Below are 17,099 nucleotides of genomic sequence, written 5' to 3' on the forward strand. Positions count from 1 at the left end.
ATTAAGGTCACCCTATGAGCCGGGAGAGATCACCCATGAATGTATTGCAGACGATCCGCTCGCGGAAATATTTACAGCGGATTATACTCAGCTTTATGCTTGTTGTCGCCACGCTGGCTGTGGCTTCGCTATTTGTGAATTCGAATGCGCGCGGCAAGGTGCTCAGCCTGCAGAACGAAGCCGACCGCAAGCTGCTGACCCAAATCAATTACAATATAGAGAACATGAATGGTATCGTGAAGGATTTGGCCGTTTCCCTGTACAATGACGAAGAGCTGCTCGCGCTGAAGTCCGGTGCGGATTACAGGCAGAGCATTCTCAAGATTGAGCGCCTCAACCATACGGTGGCAGCTTCCCCGTATCTGCATGCTGCCGTTTTTTACAACGGGGCCCAGCATCGGTTCTTCTCGTCGCTCAATCATGAAATTAATAATAGTCTGCTTTACGATTCCCTTAAGGACTACATGGCCTCCCGGGCGGATCTGCCGAAGCTGCAGCTGATTCCGCTGGACCTTGACGGAAAGGATGAGGGGATAGATGTATTTGCGATCTTTATATATGACGGGGACACCCTCGGTTCTATTAATGGCAATGTGCTGATTCTGACAGTGAAGCCGGGATGGATGCTGGACAACATGAAAGCGCTTAATCATGTGGCGGAGCGGGAAGAGGATGTACTCTTCATTACGGACAGTGACGGTGAGGTGCTTATTTCAACCGACGGGCTGCTTCCTGCGGGTCTTAATATCAAGGCGGACCTGCTGCCGCGGATTGCTACTTCGTCTGCGCCGCTTAATTCTTTTAACGAAACGTTTGGAGACAGGAAATACAAGGTCACTTATCTGAGCAAAGCGCTGAATAACTGGCAGATTGTCAGCATGCAGGATTATGATGTTGTGCTGGGCAGCGTCCGGCAGATGAAATGGACGGAGATAGCGGTCACGCTGTCTGTTGCTTTGCTCGCTATCCTGCTATCCGTGTTCTTTGCCTTGCGGCTGTATAAGCCGGTGGGCCAGCTGCTGACGCTGGTGCCGCAGGATGTACGCGGTGCTCCGCAGGCGAAGGATGAGCTGTCGCTGATTGCGGCGAATGTAACCGAGATGATCAGCAAGCTGAAGGGGCTGGAGCTGGAACGGGCCTCGCAGTCCAATATTGCGAAGCTCTACCAGCTGCGCAGCCTGATCGGGTCAAGCCAGAGCCTCGATGAACAGGCATTCCTGCAGATCAGGGAGCAGCACGGAATAGACATCGCTTATCCGTCGCCGCTGCGGCTGGCGCTGGTGCAGATCGACAATCTGCAGGGGCTTGCGGCAGATCCGGGGCTGCCGATGGAATCCCTGCTGTACTTTGCCATTGCCAATATCGGCCAGGAGCAGCTGCGGCTGGAAGGCACTTGTGAAGCGGCAGATATGAAAAGCGGCCATCTGGTCTTCATCACCGGCAGCGGAGCCGGGACACTTGCGAAGCTGGAAGAGCGCTTCCGGGAGCTTCAGCAGACGATTTTTGACTACTACCATATTACCTTTACGGTTACACTGAGCGAAGTGTTCACGGATTACCGCTGTATCTCCCGGCATTACAATCTGGCCATGCGTCACTCGAACTACCGGATGGTCTTCGGCAAGGGAGCAGTGATTGAGCCTGAAATGCTGCGGGAGAATGAGCGGAATGAATCGCTGCGTATCCCGCAGGAGCTGGAACGGCAACTGACAGAAGGACTGAAGGGCGGGGATCTGGCAGAAACGGAGCAGACGATCCGCAAATGGAGGGAATTGCTCGGCAGCTTCAGCTACGAGAATATGTTCTCGGCGGTTCTTCATCTTGCGGTTACCTTAAGCAATACGCTTGGCGAGATGAATAACCGCAACGTCAACCCGGTATCGGTCAACCTGCAGGCCGTTAACCGGCGTATTCTGGAAAAAGAGACGCTGGATGAGATTGAGGCCGTACTTCTGGAGGTTGTACGCGAGGTGGCAGAGCAGCGGCGCAGCGGGCGGGAGGATAAGAACCGGCTGCTGGCCGAAACAGTGAAGGAAATTATTGATAAGCATTACGCCGATCCGGATCTGAATGTACAGCGGATTGCTGATATGCTCAAGATGAACCCGGTCTATCTGGGCCAGGTGTTCAAAGCGCAGGAAGGCACGACAGTGGTGGATCAGATCAACTCAGCCCGCCTGGCCTATGCCAAAGAGTACCTGGAGCAGAAGGAGCTGACCGTTACAGAGATTATGGAAAAGGTCGGCTTCGGCAACGAAAGCTATTTCTACCGTCTGTTCAAACGCCGCTACGGAACGACACCGAAGGAATACCGCCTGAAGTCTGCCATTGACCGCAGCAAATAAAAAAAGAAAATAAACAAGTTTTTTCAGCCTTAAGCCGGGCCCGCTAATGGACATTGTTCCTATAGCGGGCTTTTTGCTGCGCCACGTATGGCTTCGCCCGGCCGGAACAGGAAAATGGCAACTATACAGCCCCTCTTTACAGCAATCTTGCAATTGTACAGTAACGCCGAAGCCTGATTCTACGCTATGGTTAGTCATGCAAAGCCTGATACACAGGCAAACAGCTGCAGCTAAGGAAGGAAAGGAAGGGGCTTTGGTTATGTTGAATAAGGTTCCACTAGCGGAACAAAGAGCAAGTTCAAGTGCGCCGCCGGGAACGCGCAGAAGAACGTGGATTGGAAGAGAGCTTCACCATTTCCGGAACAACCGGGAGCTGTTTCTGCTCTCACTGCCGGGACTCTTGTACAAATTGATTTTTGCCTATATTCCAATGATCGGCCTGATTATCGCCTTCAAAAATTACCGGTACGATCTCGGCATCTTCGGCAGTAAGTGGGTGGGACTGGATAATTTCCGTTATTTATTCACTACGGATACGGCGTGGCGGATCACCCGTAATACGGTTCTATATAATACCGCCTACATTGTGGTAGGTACCTCGGCAGCGCTGCTGCTGGCGATTCTGATGAACGAAATCAAGGCCAAGTGGAGCAAGTTCTACCAGACAGCCTTGTTTCTGCCACACTTCCTTTCCTGGGTACTTGTAGGTTATGTGGCCTATGCCTTCTTGAACCATTCGGATGGTTTTATCAACCGCACCCTGGAATCCTTCGGGCTGAATCCGGTGAGCTGGTACCAGAATGCGGGGCCATGGCCGGTGATTCTTATTCTGGTTCAATTATGGAAGGTGGTGGGGTTCAACACGCTGATTTATTTTGCCGGCATTATTGGCATTAACAGCGACTATTACGAGGCAGCGCGGATCGACGGGGCGACCAAACGGCAGATGGCGTTCAAAATCACAATCCCCCTGATGGCCCCGATCATCATCATTATGCTGATCCTGTCTATCGGCAACATGTTCCGCGGCGACTTCGGCCTGCATTATTTTATCCCGAACAACTCAGGTTTTCTCTACGGCTCTACGGATATCATCGATACCTATGTGTACCGTGCGCTGCGTGAAGTCGGTAATGTAAGCATGTCTGCGGCTACAGGCTTTTACCAGTCGGTTGTGGGTCTGGTGCTGGTGCTGACGGCAAACGGAATCGTGCGCAAAATTGATTCTGATAATTCCCTGTGGTAAGGAGGTGCCCTGACAGTGGGCAAGAAATTCGAATTTTCCAAGCTGTTCATTAATCTGCTGTTTACGGTGCTGTCGATTGTGGTCGTCCTGCCGTTTCTGCTGGTCATCGCCGTGTCGCTGACAGATGAGAAGTCGCTGACCGAAAACGGGTATCAGTTTATCCCCAAAAATTTCAGTCTGGATGCCTACCGCTATCTGCTGGATGCTCCTGACATTCTGCTCCGCGCCTATGGAGTGACCTTCACGGTGACCATTATTGGTGCGCTGGCCGGCTTGCTGCTGACCGCGATGACTGCATACGTGATCTCTCGGCAGGATTACCGGTATAACCGGGCGACGACGTTCTATGTATTTTTCACCATGCTGTTCAGCGGGGGACTCGTTCCTTCCTACATTCTCATTACGCAATATCTGCATCTGAAAGACAGCCTGTTGGCGCTGATTCTGCCCATTCTGCTGTCGCCGTTCAACATCATGGTCATGAAAGGCTTCATGTCCAAAATTCCGCTGGAGATCATTGAATCGGCGAAAATTGACGGGGCGCGGGAATTCCGCATTTTCTTCAAGATTATCCTGCCGCTGTCGACGCCTGCGCTGGCTACTCTGGGTCTTCTGATTTCCTTTACGTATTGGAACGAATGGTTCAATGCGATGCTCTACATCGACGATCCGAACAAAGTGCCGCTGCAGCTGCTGCTGGTGCGTACGCTTAACAGCATCGAATTTCTAACTACGAACTCTGAATTTACCGGACAGCTGGGCATCGATCTATCGAGTTTCCCCAACAGCTCGGCGCGGATGGCGATTGCCGTACTGGCAGGCGGACCGATGCTGGTGATCTTCCCGTTTTTTCAGCGGTTTTTCGTCAAAGGGCTTACGGTTGGCTCCCTAAAGGGTTAACATACAATTACATGTACAAAGTACAGGAGGTCACTTACATGAAAAAGAAGCTGTTTGGAGTTCTGGCATCTGTATTGCTTGTTGGATCGGTGCTATCCGGCTGCGGAGGCAACAATAACGGCGGCAATAGTAATGCCGGGAAAGGTACCGAAGGAAGCGGCGGAGCGGAAAGCACGCAAAGCGCGGCTCCGGAATCAGGAAACGCAGGTGAGCTGAAGCCGGTCGAACTGACCTGGTATTATCCGCTGTCGCAACTGCAGGCCGATCAGGAGAAGGTGCAGGAGGAAGTCAACAAGCTTGTGAAGGCAAAGATTAATGCTACAGTGAAGCTGATGCCTGTTGCGATTGGGGATTATGTGCAGAAGATGAACACGGTGCTTGCGGCGGGCGAGAAGTTCGACATTCTCTGGACCGGCTACATGCTGAAGCCCGAAGAGCTGGTGCGCAAAGGAGCCATCCAGCCGATGGATGCCCTGCTGGATGAATACGCACCGGAGCTGAAGGCGGATGTGCCGCAGGTGATGTGGGACGGTCTGTCGGTCGACGGGGAAATTTACGGTATCCCGAACCAGCAGATTAACGGCTCCCGTTACGGATTTATTATCCAGAAACGTTTCGCTGACAAGTACAATCTTGATACCGCTTCCATCAAGAAGATAGCGGATATCGAACCGTTCCTGGCTCAAATCAAGCAAAATGAACCGGACATCATTCCGTTTGGCGTATTCGGCACTTCCTTCATCAATCCGCAGTCCCATGACGACAAATATTGGGTAGTTCCGGGGCTGGATGACCATTTCTATATCAAAACGGATGATCCTACGTATACGCTGCAGCGTTATCCGGAAGAAGAGCTGGACAATTTCCGGCTGGCCAGCAAATGGTATAAGGAAGGCTATATTTACAAGGATGCCGCTACCGAAAAAGCGAATGATTACCTGGCCAAAGGCCAAATTGCAGTCGATTTCAACGTTACTCTCAAGCCGGGTGTGGAGGCTGAGGTGAAGGCCAAAAACGGCGGCAACGATGTTATTACTGTACCGCTTAGCGACTGGTTCTCCAACGGCTATTCGGCTACGACTAACCAGTCGATCAGCCGTACGGCCCCTAATCCGGAACGTGCGATGATGTTCCTCAATCTGGTGAATACCGACAAAGAGCTGTACAATCTGCTCTGTAGTGGCATTGCCGGTGAACACTATGACACAACCAATGGGGATTACATCAAGGCAAAGGCGGATTCCCGTTATCTGCCGAATATGGACTGGGTTTTTGGCAGCGTATTCAACTCCTATCTGAAAGAAGGTCAGCCGGAGAATGTCTGGGAAGAGACCAAAAAGATCAATTCCAATTCAGAGGTCAATCCTGTAGGTGCCTTCAAGTTCAATTCCGAGCCGGTGAATACGGAGATCGCCAACCTGAATGCGGTCTGGGGTGAATATAAACGGGGACTGGTTACCGGAACACTTGACTTCGAAGAAACTTGGCCTGCATTATACGGCAAGCTGAAGGAAGCGGGCGAAGAGAAATATGTAGCAGAGGTAACCAAACAATTCGAGCAATTCCTTAAGGATAAAGGCCTGAAGAAATAAGCCTCATAGAGAATATACCTGCACCTTTGGAGGAGATCACAGGAACCTGCTGCTCATGGACGGCTTCGCCAAGATATAATACCGGCGGAGCCGTTATCATTCCAACCGGAAAGGAAGAGGAGCCTTGGTGAAAAAACGTTTGCTTGCCGCCCTTGCCGCCAGTATGTTGTTCACGATCAATCCTGCCCCGCCGATTGCGGGTACTGTATCGGCGGAGGGAGGGTCTCCGGGGGCGGTTATTTATGTCGCCACAAATGGAAGCGATTCCAATAGTGGGACGCAGAATGCCCCGTTTCTGACTTTGGAAAAAGCCCGTGATACCATCCGGACGCTGAAAGCGGAGGATGGCTTGCCGGAGGGCGGCGTCACTGTGTATTTGCGCGAAGGAAGGTATGAACGGACGTCCAGCTTCGAGCTGCGGCAGCAGGATTCAGGCGAAGCCGGCAAGCCGGTCACTTACACGGCTTATCCGGGTGAGTCCGTGACTTTGTCAGGGTCGGAGCAGCTGGCCAAGTCAGCGTTCGTCCCGGTTACGGACACGTCGGTGCTCAGCCGTATTATAAGTACAGAGGCTAGAACGAAAGTGCTGGAGGCGGATCTGGCAGCGCTCGGGATCACCGATTACGGTCAGCTCAGCCGTCATGGCTATTATCTGGCCAATGATCTGAGCGAGGTGCCGCCAATGGAGCTGTATGTGGCCGGACAGGGCATGACGCTGGCCCGCTGGCCCAATGAGAGCACCGTTCAGATGGATGAAATCCTTGATCCCGGTCCGACAAGGAAGGACCCGAACGGGGAGGTGCATACGCGCGGCGGCACCTTCACCTATACGTATGACCGGCCCCAGTACTGGACGCAGGCAGACGATATCTGGCTGGACGGGATCTTCGGCTACAGCTGGGAATGGTCGTATAACAAGATTGCTTCCATTGACACGGCTGCCCGAAGCATCACCCTCCGTTACGGGGAAATGAGCGGCATCTTCAAAAACTGGTACCCTGATTTCCATTTTGCGCAAAATCTGCTGGAGGAAATCGATATGCCGGGCGAATATTACATCGACCGCCAGGCGGGCAAGCTGTATTTCCTGCCGAACGCTGAGTTTGCAGCGGATAACCCGGATATTGAAGTGACGATGCTGAAGAGTCCGATGATTAACGCGCTCAATGCTTCGTACATTGACTTCTCCGAGCTTGTGCTTGAGAATGGCCGCGATTCTGCTGCAGTGTTCATGGGCGGCAGCCATATGCGTATTCTGAACAGCGAGATCCGCAATTTCACCAACAGCGGGGTGCTGGTTAACACACAGAGCCGGTTCTATTACAGCAACTTTGAAGGGGCACCGGGAACGGACCACGCCATCATCAGCACCCATATTCACCATATCGGCGGCACTGCCGTCACGTTGACAGGCGGCAACAAAACGACGCTTGCGCCAGGGAACAATGTGGTGGAGAATTCGCATATTCACGATTTTGCCTACTATCACAAAGCCTACAATCCCGGGGTGCTGCTGTCCGGCGTCGGCAACCGCATGTCGCACAATAAGCTGCATGATGCGCCCCATCCGGGCGTGCTGATCTTCGGCAATGATCATACCGTGGAGTATAACGAGATCTATGATGTATGCACCACCTTCTCGGATCTCGGCGCGATCTACATGAATGCCGGCGAGCAGCCCCATGAGCGCGGAACGTTCATCAGGCGCAATTACTTTCATAACATCGGCGAGAGCAAAGCCGGAGTGGAGGGCATATATCCCGACAATTTCACGATGGGATTGACTATCGACGAGAATATTTTTTACAAGATGGGCAATTCGGCCATTAAAAACAATGGCGGTGCACATATCCTGACCCGCAACAATATTTTTATCGACAGCAAAATTCCTTATGATTATGCGGATATGTTCCTGGGCGATGAGCCAGATGATCAGGTACCGCTGAACTACATGCCGAAGTGGCAGGCGCTGTTCACGGCGAACAATAATTTCACCGGAACCCCTTATCTGACGAAGTACCCCGAGCTGGCGGATTTCTTCACGGAGAACCGGTATTATCCCGACACGAATACGTTCCAGGGGAATGTGGTCTACAATCCGTCGGTTCCGCGCAGCGTAACGACCAATGTGTACGGGGCATACGACAAATTTGGGCTTGTGCAGTACGCCAATAACTGGGTGAGCGCAGCAGATCCCGGCTTCACCGACCTAGCGGGAGGCGATCTGTCGCTGCGGCCGGATGCGGATGTCTTCGATATCATTCCCGGGTTTCCTGACATCCCGTTTGCAGAGATCGGTATAGCAGGGAAAGCCGGTACAACGGCAGGAACAGACAGCTATCCTGTGCAGGGGGTAGCCGTCTATGACAGCGAAGTTACCGTGGACCGCTGGAAAACGCTGAAGCTGCGCACGGCGGTGCTTCCGTGGAATGCGGATCATCCCGTCCTGACCTTCACTTCAGCCGATCCCGGCATCGCGTCTGTGGATGTTGCTGGCGTAGTTACCGGTCAGGCGGTCGGCAGCACAGTCATTACGGTGGCTTCGGCGGAGAATCCGCTGCTGACTGCCACGGTTACGGTGAACGTGGAGGCAGGGGACGGCGTGATGGACTTCACGGATTTCGAATCCGGAGCGAACGGCTGGCTGCAGGATGCGAACCGCAGCATTGAGAAGATTGGGCCAAACCGCTGGTACAAGATTCTGAACGGAGCCTCAGCGCTCAGTCCCAAGACCTTCTCCGATTACGAGCTGAGCTTCAAGCTGAAGACACCGGAGGTTATAGGGGATAATGCGACCCTGTATATCTTCGACCGCCAGGCCGGCAGCGGCTCCAGCCGGATTGGCTACAAAACCCGGGCGGATGGAAGCTCCGCCTGGCTGCTGTACAATTCAGCCTGGACGGTGCTGAAGGAGGTGAAGCTGCCGGGACATGACCTGCAGCCGAATACGGAGTATGCAGTCAAAATGCTTGTTAAAGGCGGCGACATCAGCGTCTACCTGGATGGAGCCTTCCGCCTGAAGGGCAATGATCCGGGGCATAACACAGAGGGCAAGGTCGGCTTCTATGTCAGCAATGTCAGCCAGATGCATTTCGATGACATTCAGTTCAAGGCACTTACGACTACACTGGCCGGAATCATTCCGGCGGAGAGCAAGGTGCGTCTAGCCGCCGGGGAACAGCGGCAATTGCAGGTGGCCTTCGACCCTGCGGATACGCCGGATACAGGCGTATCCTGGCAGTCGGCCAACCCGGCGGTGGCTACGGTGGATAGCGCGGGAGTGGTCCACGCCGTATACGAAGGCGAGACCCTCATCTCTGCCGTGTCTACGGTAAATCCGCTCATTAAGGCGGACATTACAGTAATCGTCTCAAGTATCATGCATGAGACGGACTTCGAGAACGGGGGCAACGGCTGGCCGGTGGACCCTAACCGCAGCATCGCCGCTGATCCGGACGGCAACCGCCGCTATAAGCTGCTGAACGGTGCTACCGGCCTGCTCGACCGCAGCTTCACTTCTTATCAGCTGGAGTTCAAGCTGAAGACGCCATCCGTGATGCCCGATAACGGCATCCTGTACATCTTCGACCGCCAGGACAGCACTGGCTCCACCCGGATCGGCTACCGTACCCGGGCAGACGGATCTTCCGGCTGGATACTGTACGACACAGCCTGGCAGAAGCTGACCGAGACGGTCCTGCCTGGACATGACCTGCTGCCGGATACGGAGTATGACGTGAAGGTGACGGCCCGGGACGGAGATATTGCCGTATCTGTTGACGGCTCGCCAAGGCTCTCCGGCAGTGATCCGGGTCACCGCCCGTCCGGCAAGGTCGGCTTCTATACCAGCGGCTTCGCTTATATGCTGTTCGACGATATTATCTTCTCGGTATTGCCGTAAATGGTAAAAGGCGCTCTTCCTGCGGGAAGGGCGCTTTTACAGTTGAGCAGGCTGGGAATCTAAGAGGAGCGTTTATGTTAACGAGCCACCAAGGTAAAAAAGAGCATCTGAGGCTGCGCCTCAGATGCCTTGTATTTAGTATTGTTCTATGACTGGTCTTCTACACCGGAGGGTATGTTTTTACCCGCTACATTTGGCTTTGTGTACATTTTATTGAGTATGATCGTTTGCACGATAATGAATATACCGCCCACCACCCAATATAACGGCAATGCGGCGGGCATCTGAAATGAAAATACACCCATCATGACCGGTGATAACAACCCGATAAAAGCCATTTGGTTATTTTGATTGTTCTGAACCTGCGCTGAAACGGATTGAGATACGCGGAACTGAACGTAATACACCGCAGCGGCAATCAGCGGCAAAATCAGATCTGTTGTCCCCAAGTTAAACCACAGAAAATCATGAGCGGCAATCTCCGGGGTACGGCGAATGGCATAGTAAAATGCGAGGGTGATCGGCCATTGGAGAAGCATCGGTAAACAACCCATGTTTAAGGGATTGAATTGATGCTTCTGGTAGAGCTGCATCATCTCGGTTTGCTCTTGTTTTTTGGCATCCGCACCGACGTCGTTCTTATACTTCTCCTTAAGCGCAGTTAATTCCGGCTGGAGGACGGCCATCTTTTCTTTCATAACTATTTGTTTCTTGGTTTGATTCATCATGAGCGGCAGGATCGCAAGTCTGATGATGAAGGTCATGAGCACGATCGCTAACCCGTAGTCTCCATGAAAGGTATCCGCAAAGAATTTGATTAAGAGCGAAAATGGATAAATAAAAAAATGGTTAAATATCCCTGGTGAACCGGCATTAATCGGGTTGGATTGGGATGCTGCCGAACACCCGCTGAGCATAATGACCGGAATAACTCCAATCAAGATGACGAGAATGGGCTTGGCCCATTTTTGTAGCAACATAATCTTTTTCATCGTTGTCCTCCCTAATTGAAAGTATGGAATTCAATGTGGGGAAGGACTATGGTCTTCATCATCAGGTGCTTCTCTTCGTCTGACGGTACGAACTATCCACTTCTGAATGCTGTTCGGTTGAGACAGTCTGACAGCCACATACCAGGTTGAACCGGCTGCAGCAAGTGTTTCATGACCCCAGTGTACCTCTTGTAAAGAAAAATGGGCGAATGGAATTAACACTAAGGAAGAGATGAGAGCAATTGAGAAAGCCAATTGAACCAAGTCATAAAAATGCTCCAGTCAAGTTCACCTCCGTATGAGCCGTATTGGGAAAATTTGAATAATGGTTATACGATTCGAAGAACGGTGAGGTTTCATTAACCTGCCTGTTAGCTTAAAACCCCTTAAAGCGGTTCACCGCGTTATAGATTCAATGGATGCTGTTCCTGTATTTCTCCGGGGAGATTCCTTTATTCTTCTTGAACATCTGGCTGAAATAAGACGGGGACAGATTGCCTACTTCTACCGCAATTTCTCCGATGGATTGGCTGGTGTTGGCGAGCAGGATACAGGCTTCTCTGACACGCCGCTGCATCAGATATTCGGACAGTGTGATGCCGGCATATTGTTTGAATACATGCGAAATATGGTAGGGAGACAGATGCAGGCTGGCAGCCAGCGCCTCAAGGCTGAAGGGCTCCTTGTAATGTTCATCCAGCCATTCGGTAATCCGCTGGACATGTGAGCTGCCGCGTGAATGAAGGAGATTGTCTTCGGACAGGACACCAGGCAGCCGGGTCTGAAACAGCCGGATAAGCTGGAGGATGAGCAGTCCTGTGTTCTCTTCCTGTCCGGCAGCAGCGTGCTCGGTACACTGATGCAGCTCTTTCAGCACCTCGGGAATCCGGGTGTCATTCATGCCATAGAATACCGGCTGCCGCAGACTGCCCCTCCACAGGTTCCGGAAGAATTGCCCCAGGATAGGAAACGCGGAAAGATAATGGTCCATGAAACCAGGATCAAAGGTCAGATTGGTCCGGATATAGGAACGGCCTTCTGCCGGAGGAACCATTACACGGTGCAGCTGATAGGGCTGAAATAAGACCAGTGTATGATCCTCAATAGGGTAGGTCTGATTCTCCACCATGATCTCACCGCAGCCGCTATAAATGTACAGGATTTCAATTCCCCTATGCGCATGAAAATAGAGGGATTCGCCGTCAATATATTTATATTTGTACATAAACAATCCGGGTTCCATTCCCTGGGTCGGATGATTGTTCCTATTTCTGTCCATGCTCATGCGACGCTCCCTTATCAACCATAGTTCACTGCTATTAATTCCATTACTGCTAACTTCAGTATAAATAGAAGGCTGCTAAAAATAAAACTGCGACTTCGGCCACACTTATAAGACTACAATCGCCAACCAAGCAACGAACGAATACCAACGAACCAACCAAGCAACAAACCAACAACTAACGAACCAAGCAAGTATGCAACTAACTAAACAACGAACGAACCAACAAAGCAAACATCCAGCTGATCCGATCAATGGCTCTGACACCAGGGCAATTGTGGAAATCCCATCCTCTATTCCAAAATGTTGTAAGTAATACAGCTTTGCTTCCCAGATACCTGGGTGTTCGGGAGAATTGTTGTATGATGGGACGATTTGATGAGGAAAATGTTGTATTTCGTGCAGCAAAAACCGGCAGGACTCTGTAATAGAGCCTGCCGGTATAAAGGGTATCAACCGGGTGCCACAGTTGATGCTGTGCACCAGTAGATCAGAATCTAGTCAATGAAGATGCAGTACCTGCTATCCTCGTTCGTACCAATACCCCGGAACACCCTGCTGCAGACGCAGCAGCGCCTCCAGGAAGAAGTAATCCCCCCAGATCATGAAATCATCCGGAGATGAATTCCCTCTGACTGAATAGGAGCCATGGCGCAGAAAGCCTTCTTCCGACGGGCTGCCGGCGGTAAAGTAGCGGTTCAGCAGGGAATCCATCGACTTGTTGATGGATTCTTCAAACCATGCCCGGTCCGGATCTCCCTCGGGCAGGTGCTCCAGCAGCTCAAGAAGACCGCATACAACGATGGCGGAAGCTGAACTGTCGCGTGGAGTGGACTCCTCCTGCGGGGCATCGAAATCCCAATACGCGACATGGTCGGCGGGAAGATGCTCCAGGAAATAGCGGGCCATTCTTCGGGAGACTTCCAGATAATGAGGCTCTTTAAAATAGCGGTATGCTAAGGCAAAACCGTAGACCCCCCAAGCCTGTCCCCGCGTCCAGGTGGAGCCGTCCTGATAACCTTGTGCGGTTCCTCCGCGCAGGGCATTTCCCGTCTGCTGGTCAAAATAAAAAGTATGGTAGGAGGAGTCATCTCCCCTCACCAGGAAGCGGCGGCTTTTCTCGGCGTGAATCCGGGCATGCTCGGCGTAGCTGGGATCTCCGGTCTGTTCGGTGGCCCAGCAGAGCAGCGGAAGATTCATCAGGCAGTCGATAATAATCCGGCCCCCGTTGTCTGCATCACCTTCCGGTCCCCAGGCCTGAAAGAGCTGGGGGGCAGAGCGCCAGCGCTTCATCAGTACATCGGCTGCCTGCAAGGCCAGCAGACGCGAAGCCTCATCCTTATCGGTGATCCAGCGTGCTTTGGCAGACAGTGAATATAGGAAGCCGATATCATGATGATCGAGCTCTTTCCCGGCAATCATGCGATTGTTGAAGGACTCAACCGTCCGGATGGCTGCGGCGTGAATCTCAGGATCTTGGCTGTATTCATAGCTCAGCCACAGGATACCGGACCAGAAGCCTTCCGTCCAGCTGGTATGGTCCGTCAGATGATATTTGCCGTCGCCCAGGCTGACAATTGGAGAACTGTCACCAAAGCGCTTGATGTTAAGGCGGGTGGTTGAGAGCGTGTGCTCAATCGCATTTTTCCAGTTCATAATAACCTCCATAATATCGCTATATTGTTCTTATGTTCATTATAATCCTACTGATATGTTGGTTTGTTGCGCAAATTCATAGGTGAATTGCGGTTTAGAAAGAATGGGGTCCGGAGCCTGTTACGCGGGGAGAGTGGAGTTTGTCACAGAACTTCGTCCCAGTTTGTCTACAGGATGTACAGCAAAGAAAATAGGACGGAGGCAGAGCGCCCGTGGCAGGGCGGTTTGTGTCTGTTGCAAAGCGTTTACCAAATACCGGCCTATGGATATAGGCTATAAACCAGGAGGAAATAGACATGAAAATTGTAGTGGTTGGCGGGAGCGGACTTATTGGAAAGCAATTGGTGAGCCGGCTGCAGGGGCTGGGTCATGAGACTGTGGCCGCATCCCCTTCTCTGGGCATCAATGCTAGGACTGGTGAGGGTCTGGCAGAAGCGCTTAAAGGCGCTGATGCCGTTGTTGATGTAGCAAATTCACCTTCGTTCGCAGACGATGCTGTGCTGGAATTCTTCGCGACAACGACCCGCAATCTGTTAGCAGCTGAAATTGAGGCAGGAGTGAAGCATCATGTGGCATTATCTGTTGTGGGTACTGACGGCTTGCTGCAGAGCGGTTATTTCCGCGGAAAAATGGCTCAGGAGGAGCTGATCCAGGCTTCCCCCATTCCTTACACCATCGTGCGTGCGACTCAGTTCTTCGACTTCGCCGAGGGCATTGCCTATACCGCTACAGAAGGGGATGTCGTCCGCCTGCCTTCAGCCTGGGTACAGCCCATAGCCTCTGAGGATGTAGCAGCTGCGCTGGTTGATTATACCCTTGAAGCCCCAGTGAAAGGGATAGCCGAGCTGGCCGGACCGGATAAGCTGCCTCTGGATGCATTCGTCCGGCAAGCGCTGAAGGCTAAGGGGGATGTGCGTCAGGTGGTCGGCGATTCGGAGGCACGTTATTTCGGAACAGCCTTGCAGGATCACTCGCTTGTTCCGGCCGGAGACCATCCGCGAATTGCGCCGACACGGTTAACGGACTGGCTTGCAGCTTCTGTATCAGAAGCTTAATAGATCTACAAAGAAACCGCCATCCTCCGGGCAAGTTTGCAAAAACTTCAGCCTGATGGGAATGGCGGTTTTTTATGAAAGACAGGATCGATATGTTATGAGGCGGGTACCAGCGGGCTTCTAGCGGACCTGAGTATAAACATTCCAGCTGTTCACCAAATGACCCACGGCAAACAGGAATGCAGGGATCAGGAGCAGCCAGGACTCAAGCCAGAATCCAAGCATCATGAAATAGATTGCCGGAAAGACGGCCATAGGAATAGGAATTCCAAGCCAAGGCGTGAATAACACGGCAAATTCTCTCGCATTCCAGTAGAAGCGGGCCCAGCATACATAATAAATCAGCAGGCAGACAGCCATCAGCACAGCAGACGGGCCAATGGGTTGCTCTGCAAGCTTACGGCCCAGTAGAATAGGCATCATGAAGCATGTGATCTGGCCTGCCCGCTCTAACAGGGTGAAGATCAGCGGTGTAGAGGCCAAAGAATCAGGAGTATTCCGGGGCGGGAAGAAAATGAAGATCAGATTCGGCAGCAATACTAATAAGGGTATGATCAATCCTTTAATGTGCAGACCCATGTGAACTCTCCATCCTATAGTTCCAAAGTAGATTTATGCATCCTGGCATTGCGGAAGTGAAGCTTGTCTTTGCCTGATACTATGATTGCATTCCGCGGACAGTTCGCCGCACACTTCATACAGAAATCACATTTGTACCTATGGTATGGCAGATCATCGACCACTACTATATTACCAGTGGGACATTGCAGAACGCATAGTTCACAACTGATGCACTTGGAGGGGACCGTCCGCAATCTGAGCATCAGCCGCATCGACATCCAGGGCAGCACGGTTCTTCTGGAGAGAACGGAGACGGCCTTCGACCCGGGATACTCTGACTTCCAGGCGGATTCACCGGCAAGTGCCTGATGGACAAAAGTCTCAGCTTTCTGATAGGCTGCACTCAGCCGGGCCTGATCATCCTCCGGTCTTGCTTCGGCATCCAGCATATTATTAGGCATACTGATCTCGCAGGCGGAGACAGGGATGTAGCCCTTATTCTTCAGCAGGGTATAGAGCGGATCCAAAATATGGGCTGAGTTATTGAGCGTAGCGATCACATATACGTTGGTGCCTTGGCTCTTCGGGAGCCGCCGGAGGAATCTCCAGATGAACGGGGACACGGACTGCGAATTGACCGGGAAGGCCAACCACAGGTCATTAACCGGACTGCTTGGCATAGATCCGCTGCCGATCAGATTCAGGGATGTGCGGATGTTATGGGTCTTAAGGGTTCTAACCACAAAGTCTACAATCGCTTTCGTATTGCCCGTGCCTGAAAAGTAATACAAATCCACGGTCTTATTCATTCTGCGGAGTCCCCTGTTCTGAAACTTCCTGTTCCAGCAAAGCTATGGTCTGCCCGCACCAGTCTGCATAAGACTCCCACAGCTTCTGGCCAAAGGACAGGACCATCAGAATTCGGCTGTGATTACTATGGACATCCAGATTCTGCTTCAGCTGCGCCTCGAATTTGTCGAACAGCTGCTGCTGCCGCCGGTGGTTGATTTCAAACTCCCGGACATGCTCCAGCATGGTGGCGGAAGAGGAGGAATTGGAGAAGTACAGCTTGAGCAGCAGCTCGTAGCGTACGGTTTCTTTTTCCACCGGTGTCTTGAGCCATTCCTGTAATTCGTACCTACCGGATGCGGTTATCTGATACTTGATGCTTGGTTTGCTGTTCTTGCCCTCTGCAGAAACAGGTTCTTCACACACAGCGATCAAGCCCCCCACAGCCAGCCGCTTCAGTTCCGGATAGATCTGGCCAAAGCTCTCACTCCAAAAAAAGGAAAGCCGGGTATCTACAATCTTTTTGATCTCATACCCCGTTAAGTTCTCTTCGTTTAATAGTCCCAGTAACACATATCCTGTCTTGCTCCTGTTAGCAGCCATATGCACGCATCCAATCTGTAAGATATATCTTTTAGATATAAAATACTGCAAGGATCACATAAAGTCAAAGCTTATTTAATGAAATGAACTGTTGGGGGAGCTTATGCGCTTATGCCCGAATTGGAGCGATAACCTGGAATCTGCACGCCAAAAAGCCGCTCCCGGTGAGGGAACGGC

At 52.0% G+C, this 17,099-nt stretch carries 12 protein-coding genes; 6 read left to right on the forward strand and 6 right to left on the reverse strand.

Going from position 1 to position 17,099, the window contains the following annotated elements; translation table 11 throughout:
• The first annotated feature begins 35 nt into the window (after positions 1–35).
• The 5 genes from MKX70_RS12970 to MKX70_RS12990 all read left to right on the forward strand — a co-directional run bounded on the left by MKX70_RS12970 (position 36) and on the right by MKX70_RS12990 (position 9,984).
• The gene (locus MKX70_RS12970; RefSeq protein WP_340840145.1) at positions 36–2,345 is read left to right on the forward strand and encodes an AraC family transcriptional regulator; all 2,310 of its coding nucleotides are present in this window, start codon (positions 36–38) and stop codon (positions 2,343–2,345) included.
• A gap of 259 nt (positions 2,346–2,604) precedes the next feature.
• Positions 2,605–3,591, forward strand: a complete 987-nt coding sequence (locus MKX70_RS12975; RefSeq protein WP_340840146.1) for an ABC transporter permease — start codon at positions 2,605–2,607, stop codon at positions 3,589–3,591.
• Between the two features lie 15 nt (positions 3,592–3,606).
• Positions 3,607–4,491, forward strand: a complete 885-nt coding sequence (locus tag MKX70_RS12980) for a carbohydrate ABC transporter permease (protein WP_042238760.1) — start codon at positions 3,607–3,609, stop codon at positions 4,489–4,491.
• A 38-nt stretch (positions 4,492–4,529) separates the two neighbouring features.
• Positions 4,530–6,083 (forward strand): ABC transporter substrate-binding protein, encoded by a 1,554-nt coding sequence (locus MKX70_RS12985; RefSeq protein WP_340840147.1) that lies wholly within the window; start codon positions 4,530–4,532, stop codon positions 6,081–6,083.
• 127 nt (positions 6,084–6,210) lie between these two features.
• Positions 6,211–9,984: an Ig-like domain-containing protein gene (locus MKX70_RS12990; RefSeq protein WP_340840148.1), complete on the forward strand. Its 3,774-nt coding sequence runs from the start codon at positions 6,211–6,213 to the stop codon at positions 9,982–9,984.
• A 146-nt stretch (positions 9,985–10,130) separates the two neighbouring features.
• On the opposite strand, the gene yidC is transcribed toward MKX70_RS12990, so the two are convergent.
• From yidC to MKX70_RS13005, 3 genes are all read right to left on the reverse strand, one after another.
• Positions 10,131–10,976 carry a membrane protein insertase YidC gene (gene yidC, locus MKX70_RS12995; RefSeq protein ID WP_042238754.1) on the reverse strand — a complete coding sequence of 282 codons (846 nt, stop codon included), beginning with the start codon at positions 10,974–10,976 and terminating at the stop codon, positions 10,131–10,133.
• Between the two features lie 412 nt (positions 10,977–11,388).
• Positions 11,389–12,255, reverse strand: coding sequence for an AraC family transcriptional regulator (locus MKX70_RS13000; RefSeq protein WP_340840149.1), 867 nt, complete (start codon positions 12,253–12,255; stop codon positions 11,389–11,391).
• A gap of 525 nt (positions 12,256–12,780) precedes the next feature.
• A complete protein-coding gene (locus MKX70_RS13005; protein ID WP_445323664.1) occupies positions 12,781–13,914 on the reverse strand; it encodes a glycoside hydrolase family 88 protein in 1,134 nt (377 codons plus the stop codon).
• Positions 13,915–14,210: 296 nt separating this feature from the next.
• Here MKX70_RS13005 and MKX70_RS13010 point away from each other — a divergent pair, with 296 nt between their 5' ends.
• Positions 14,211–14,969, forward strand: coding sequence for an SDR family oxidoreductase (locus MKX70_RS13010; RefSeq protein ID WP_340840150.1), 759 nt, complete (start codon positions 14,211–14,213; stop codon positions 14,967–14,969).
• A gap of 120 nt (positions 14,970–15,089) precedes the next feature.
• Here the strand turns inward: MKX70_RS13010 and MKX70_RS13015 are convergent, their stop codons facing one another.
• From MKX70_RS13015 to MKX70_RS13025, 3 genes are read right to left on the reverse strand one after another with little or no spacing between them, the layout of a single operon-like run.
• Positions 15,090–15,548: a hypothetical protein gene (locus MKX70_RS13015; protein WP_340840151.1), complete on the reverse strand. Its 459-nt coding sequence runs from the start codon at positions 15,546–15,548 to the stop codon at positions 15,090–15,092.
• A gap of 14 nt (positions 15,549–15,562) precedes the next feature.
• Entirely contained in the window at positions 15,563–16,339 is a 777-nt protein-coding gene (locus tag MKX70_RS13020; protein ID WP_340840152.1) for an EFR1 family ferrodoxin, read from the reverse strand.
• Complete coding sequence (locus MKX70_RS13025) at positions 16,332–16,922, reverse strand: PadR family transcriptional regulator (RefSeq protein ID WP_042238746.1); 591 nt, start codon at positions 16,920–16,922, stop codon at positions 16,332–16,334. Before MKX70_RS13025 ends, MKX70_RS13020 begins: the two co-directional genes overlap by 8 nt.
• Positions 16,923–17,099: the final 177 nt, after the last annotated feature.

Source organism: Paenibacillus sp. FSL R7-0312 (assembly GCF_038004445.1).
In the GTDB taxonomy this organism is placed as follows: domain Bacteria; phylum Bacillota; class Bacilli; order Paenibacillales; family Paenibacillaceae; genus Paenibacillus_AQ.

Bases quoted from the DNA above. Each gene is read 5' to 3' on its own strand.
- MKX70_RS12975 (WP_340840146.1), top strand. From the start codon at position 2,605: ATGTTGAATAAGGTTCCACTAGCGGAACAAAGAGCAAGTTCAAGTGCG.
- yidC (WP_042238754.1), bottom strand. From the start codon at position 10,976: ATGAAAAAGATTATGTTGCTACAAAAATGGGCCAAGCCCATTCTCGTC.
- MKX70_RS13015 (WP_340840151.1), bottom strand. From the start codon at position 15,548: ATGGGTCTGCACATTAAAGGATTGATCATACCCTTATTAGTATTGCTG.
- MKX70_RS12970 (WP_340840145.1), top strand. From the start codon at position 36: ATGAATGTATTGCAGACGATCCGCTCGCGGAAATATTTACAGCGGATT.
- MKX70_RS13010 (WP_340840150.1), top strand. From the start codon at position 14,211: ATGAAAATTGTAGTGGTTGGCGGGAGCGGACTTATTGGAAAGCAATTG.
- MKX70_RS13025 (WP_042238746.1), bottom strand. From the start codon at position 16,922: ATGGCTGCTAACAGGAGCAAGACAGGATATGTGTTACTGGGACTATTA.
- MKX70_RS13000 (WP_340840149.1), bottom strand. From the start codon at position 12,255: ATGGACAGAAATAGGAACAATCATCCGACCCAGGGAATGGAACCCGGA.
- MKX70_RS13005 (WP_445323664.1), bottom strand. From the start codon at position 13,914: ATGAACTGGAAAAATGCGATTGAGCACACGCTCTCAACCACCCGCCTT.
- MKX70_RS13020 (WP_340840152.1), bottom strand. From the start codon at position 16,339: ATGAATAAGACCGTGGATTTGTATTACTTTTCAGGCACGGGCAATACG.
- MKX70_RS12985 (WP_340840147.1), top strand. From the start codon at position 4,530: ATGAAAAAGAAGCTGTTTGGAGTTCTGGCATCTGTATTGCTTGTTGGA.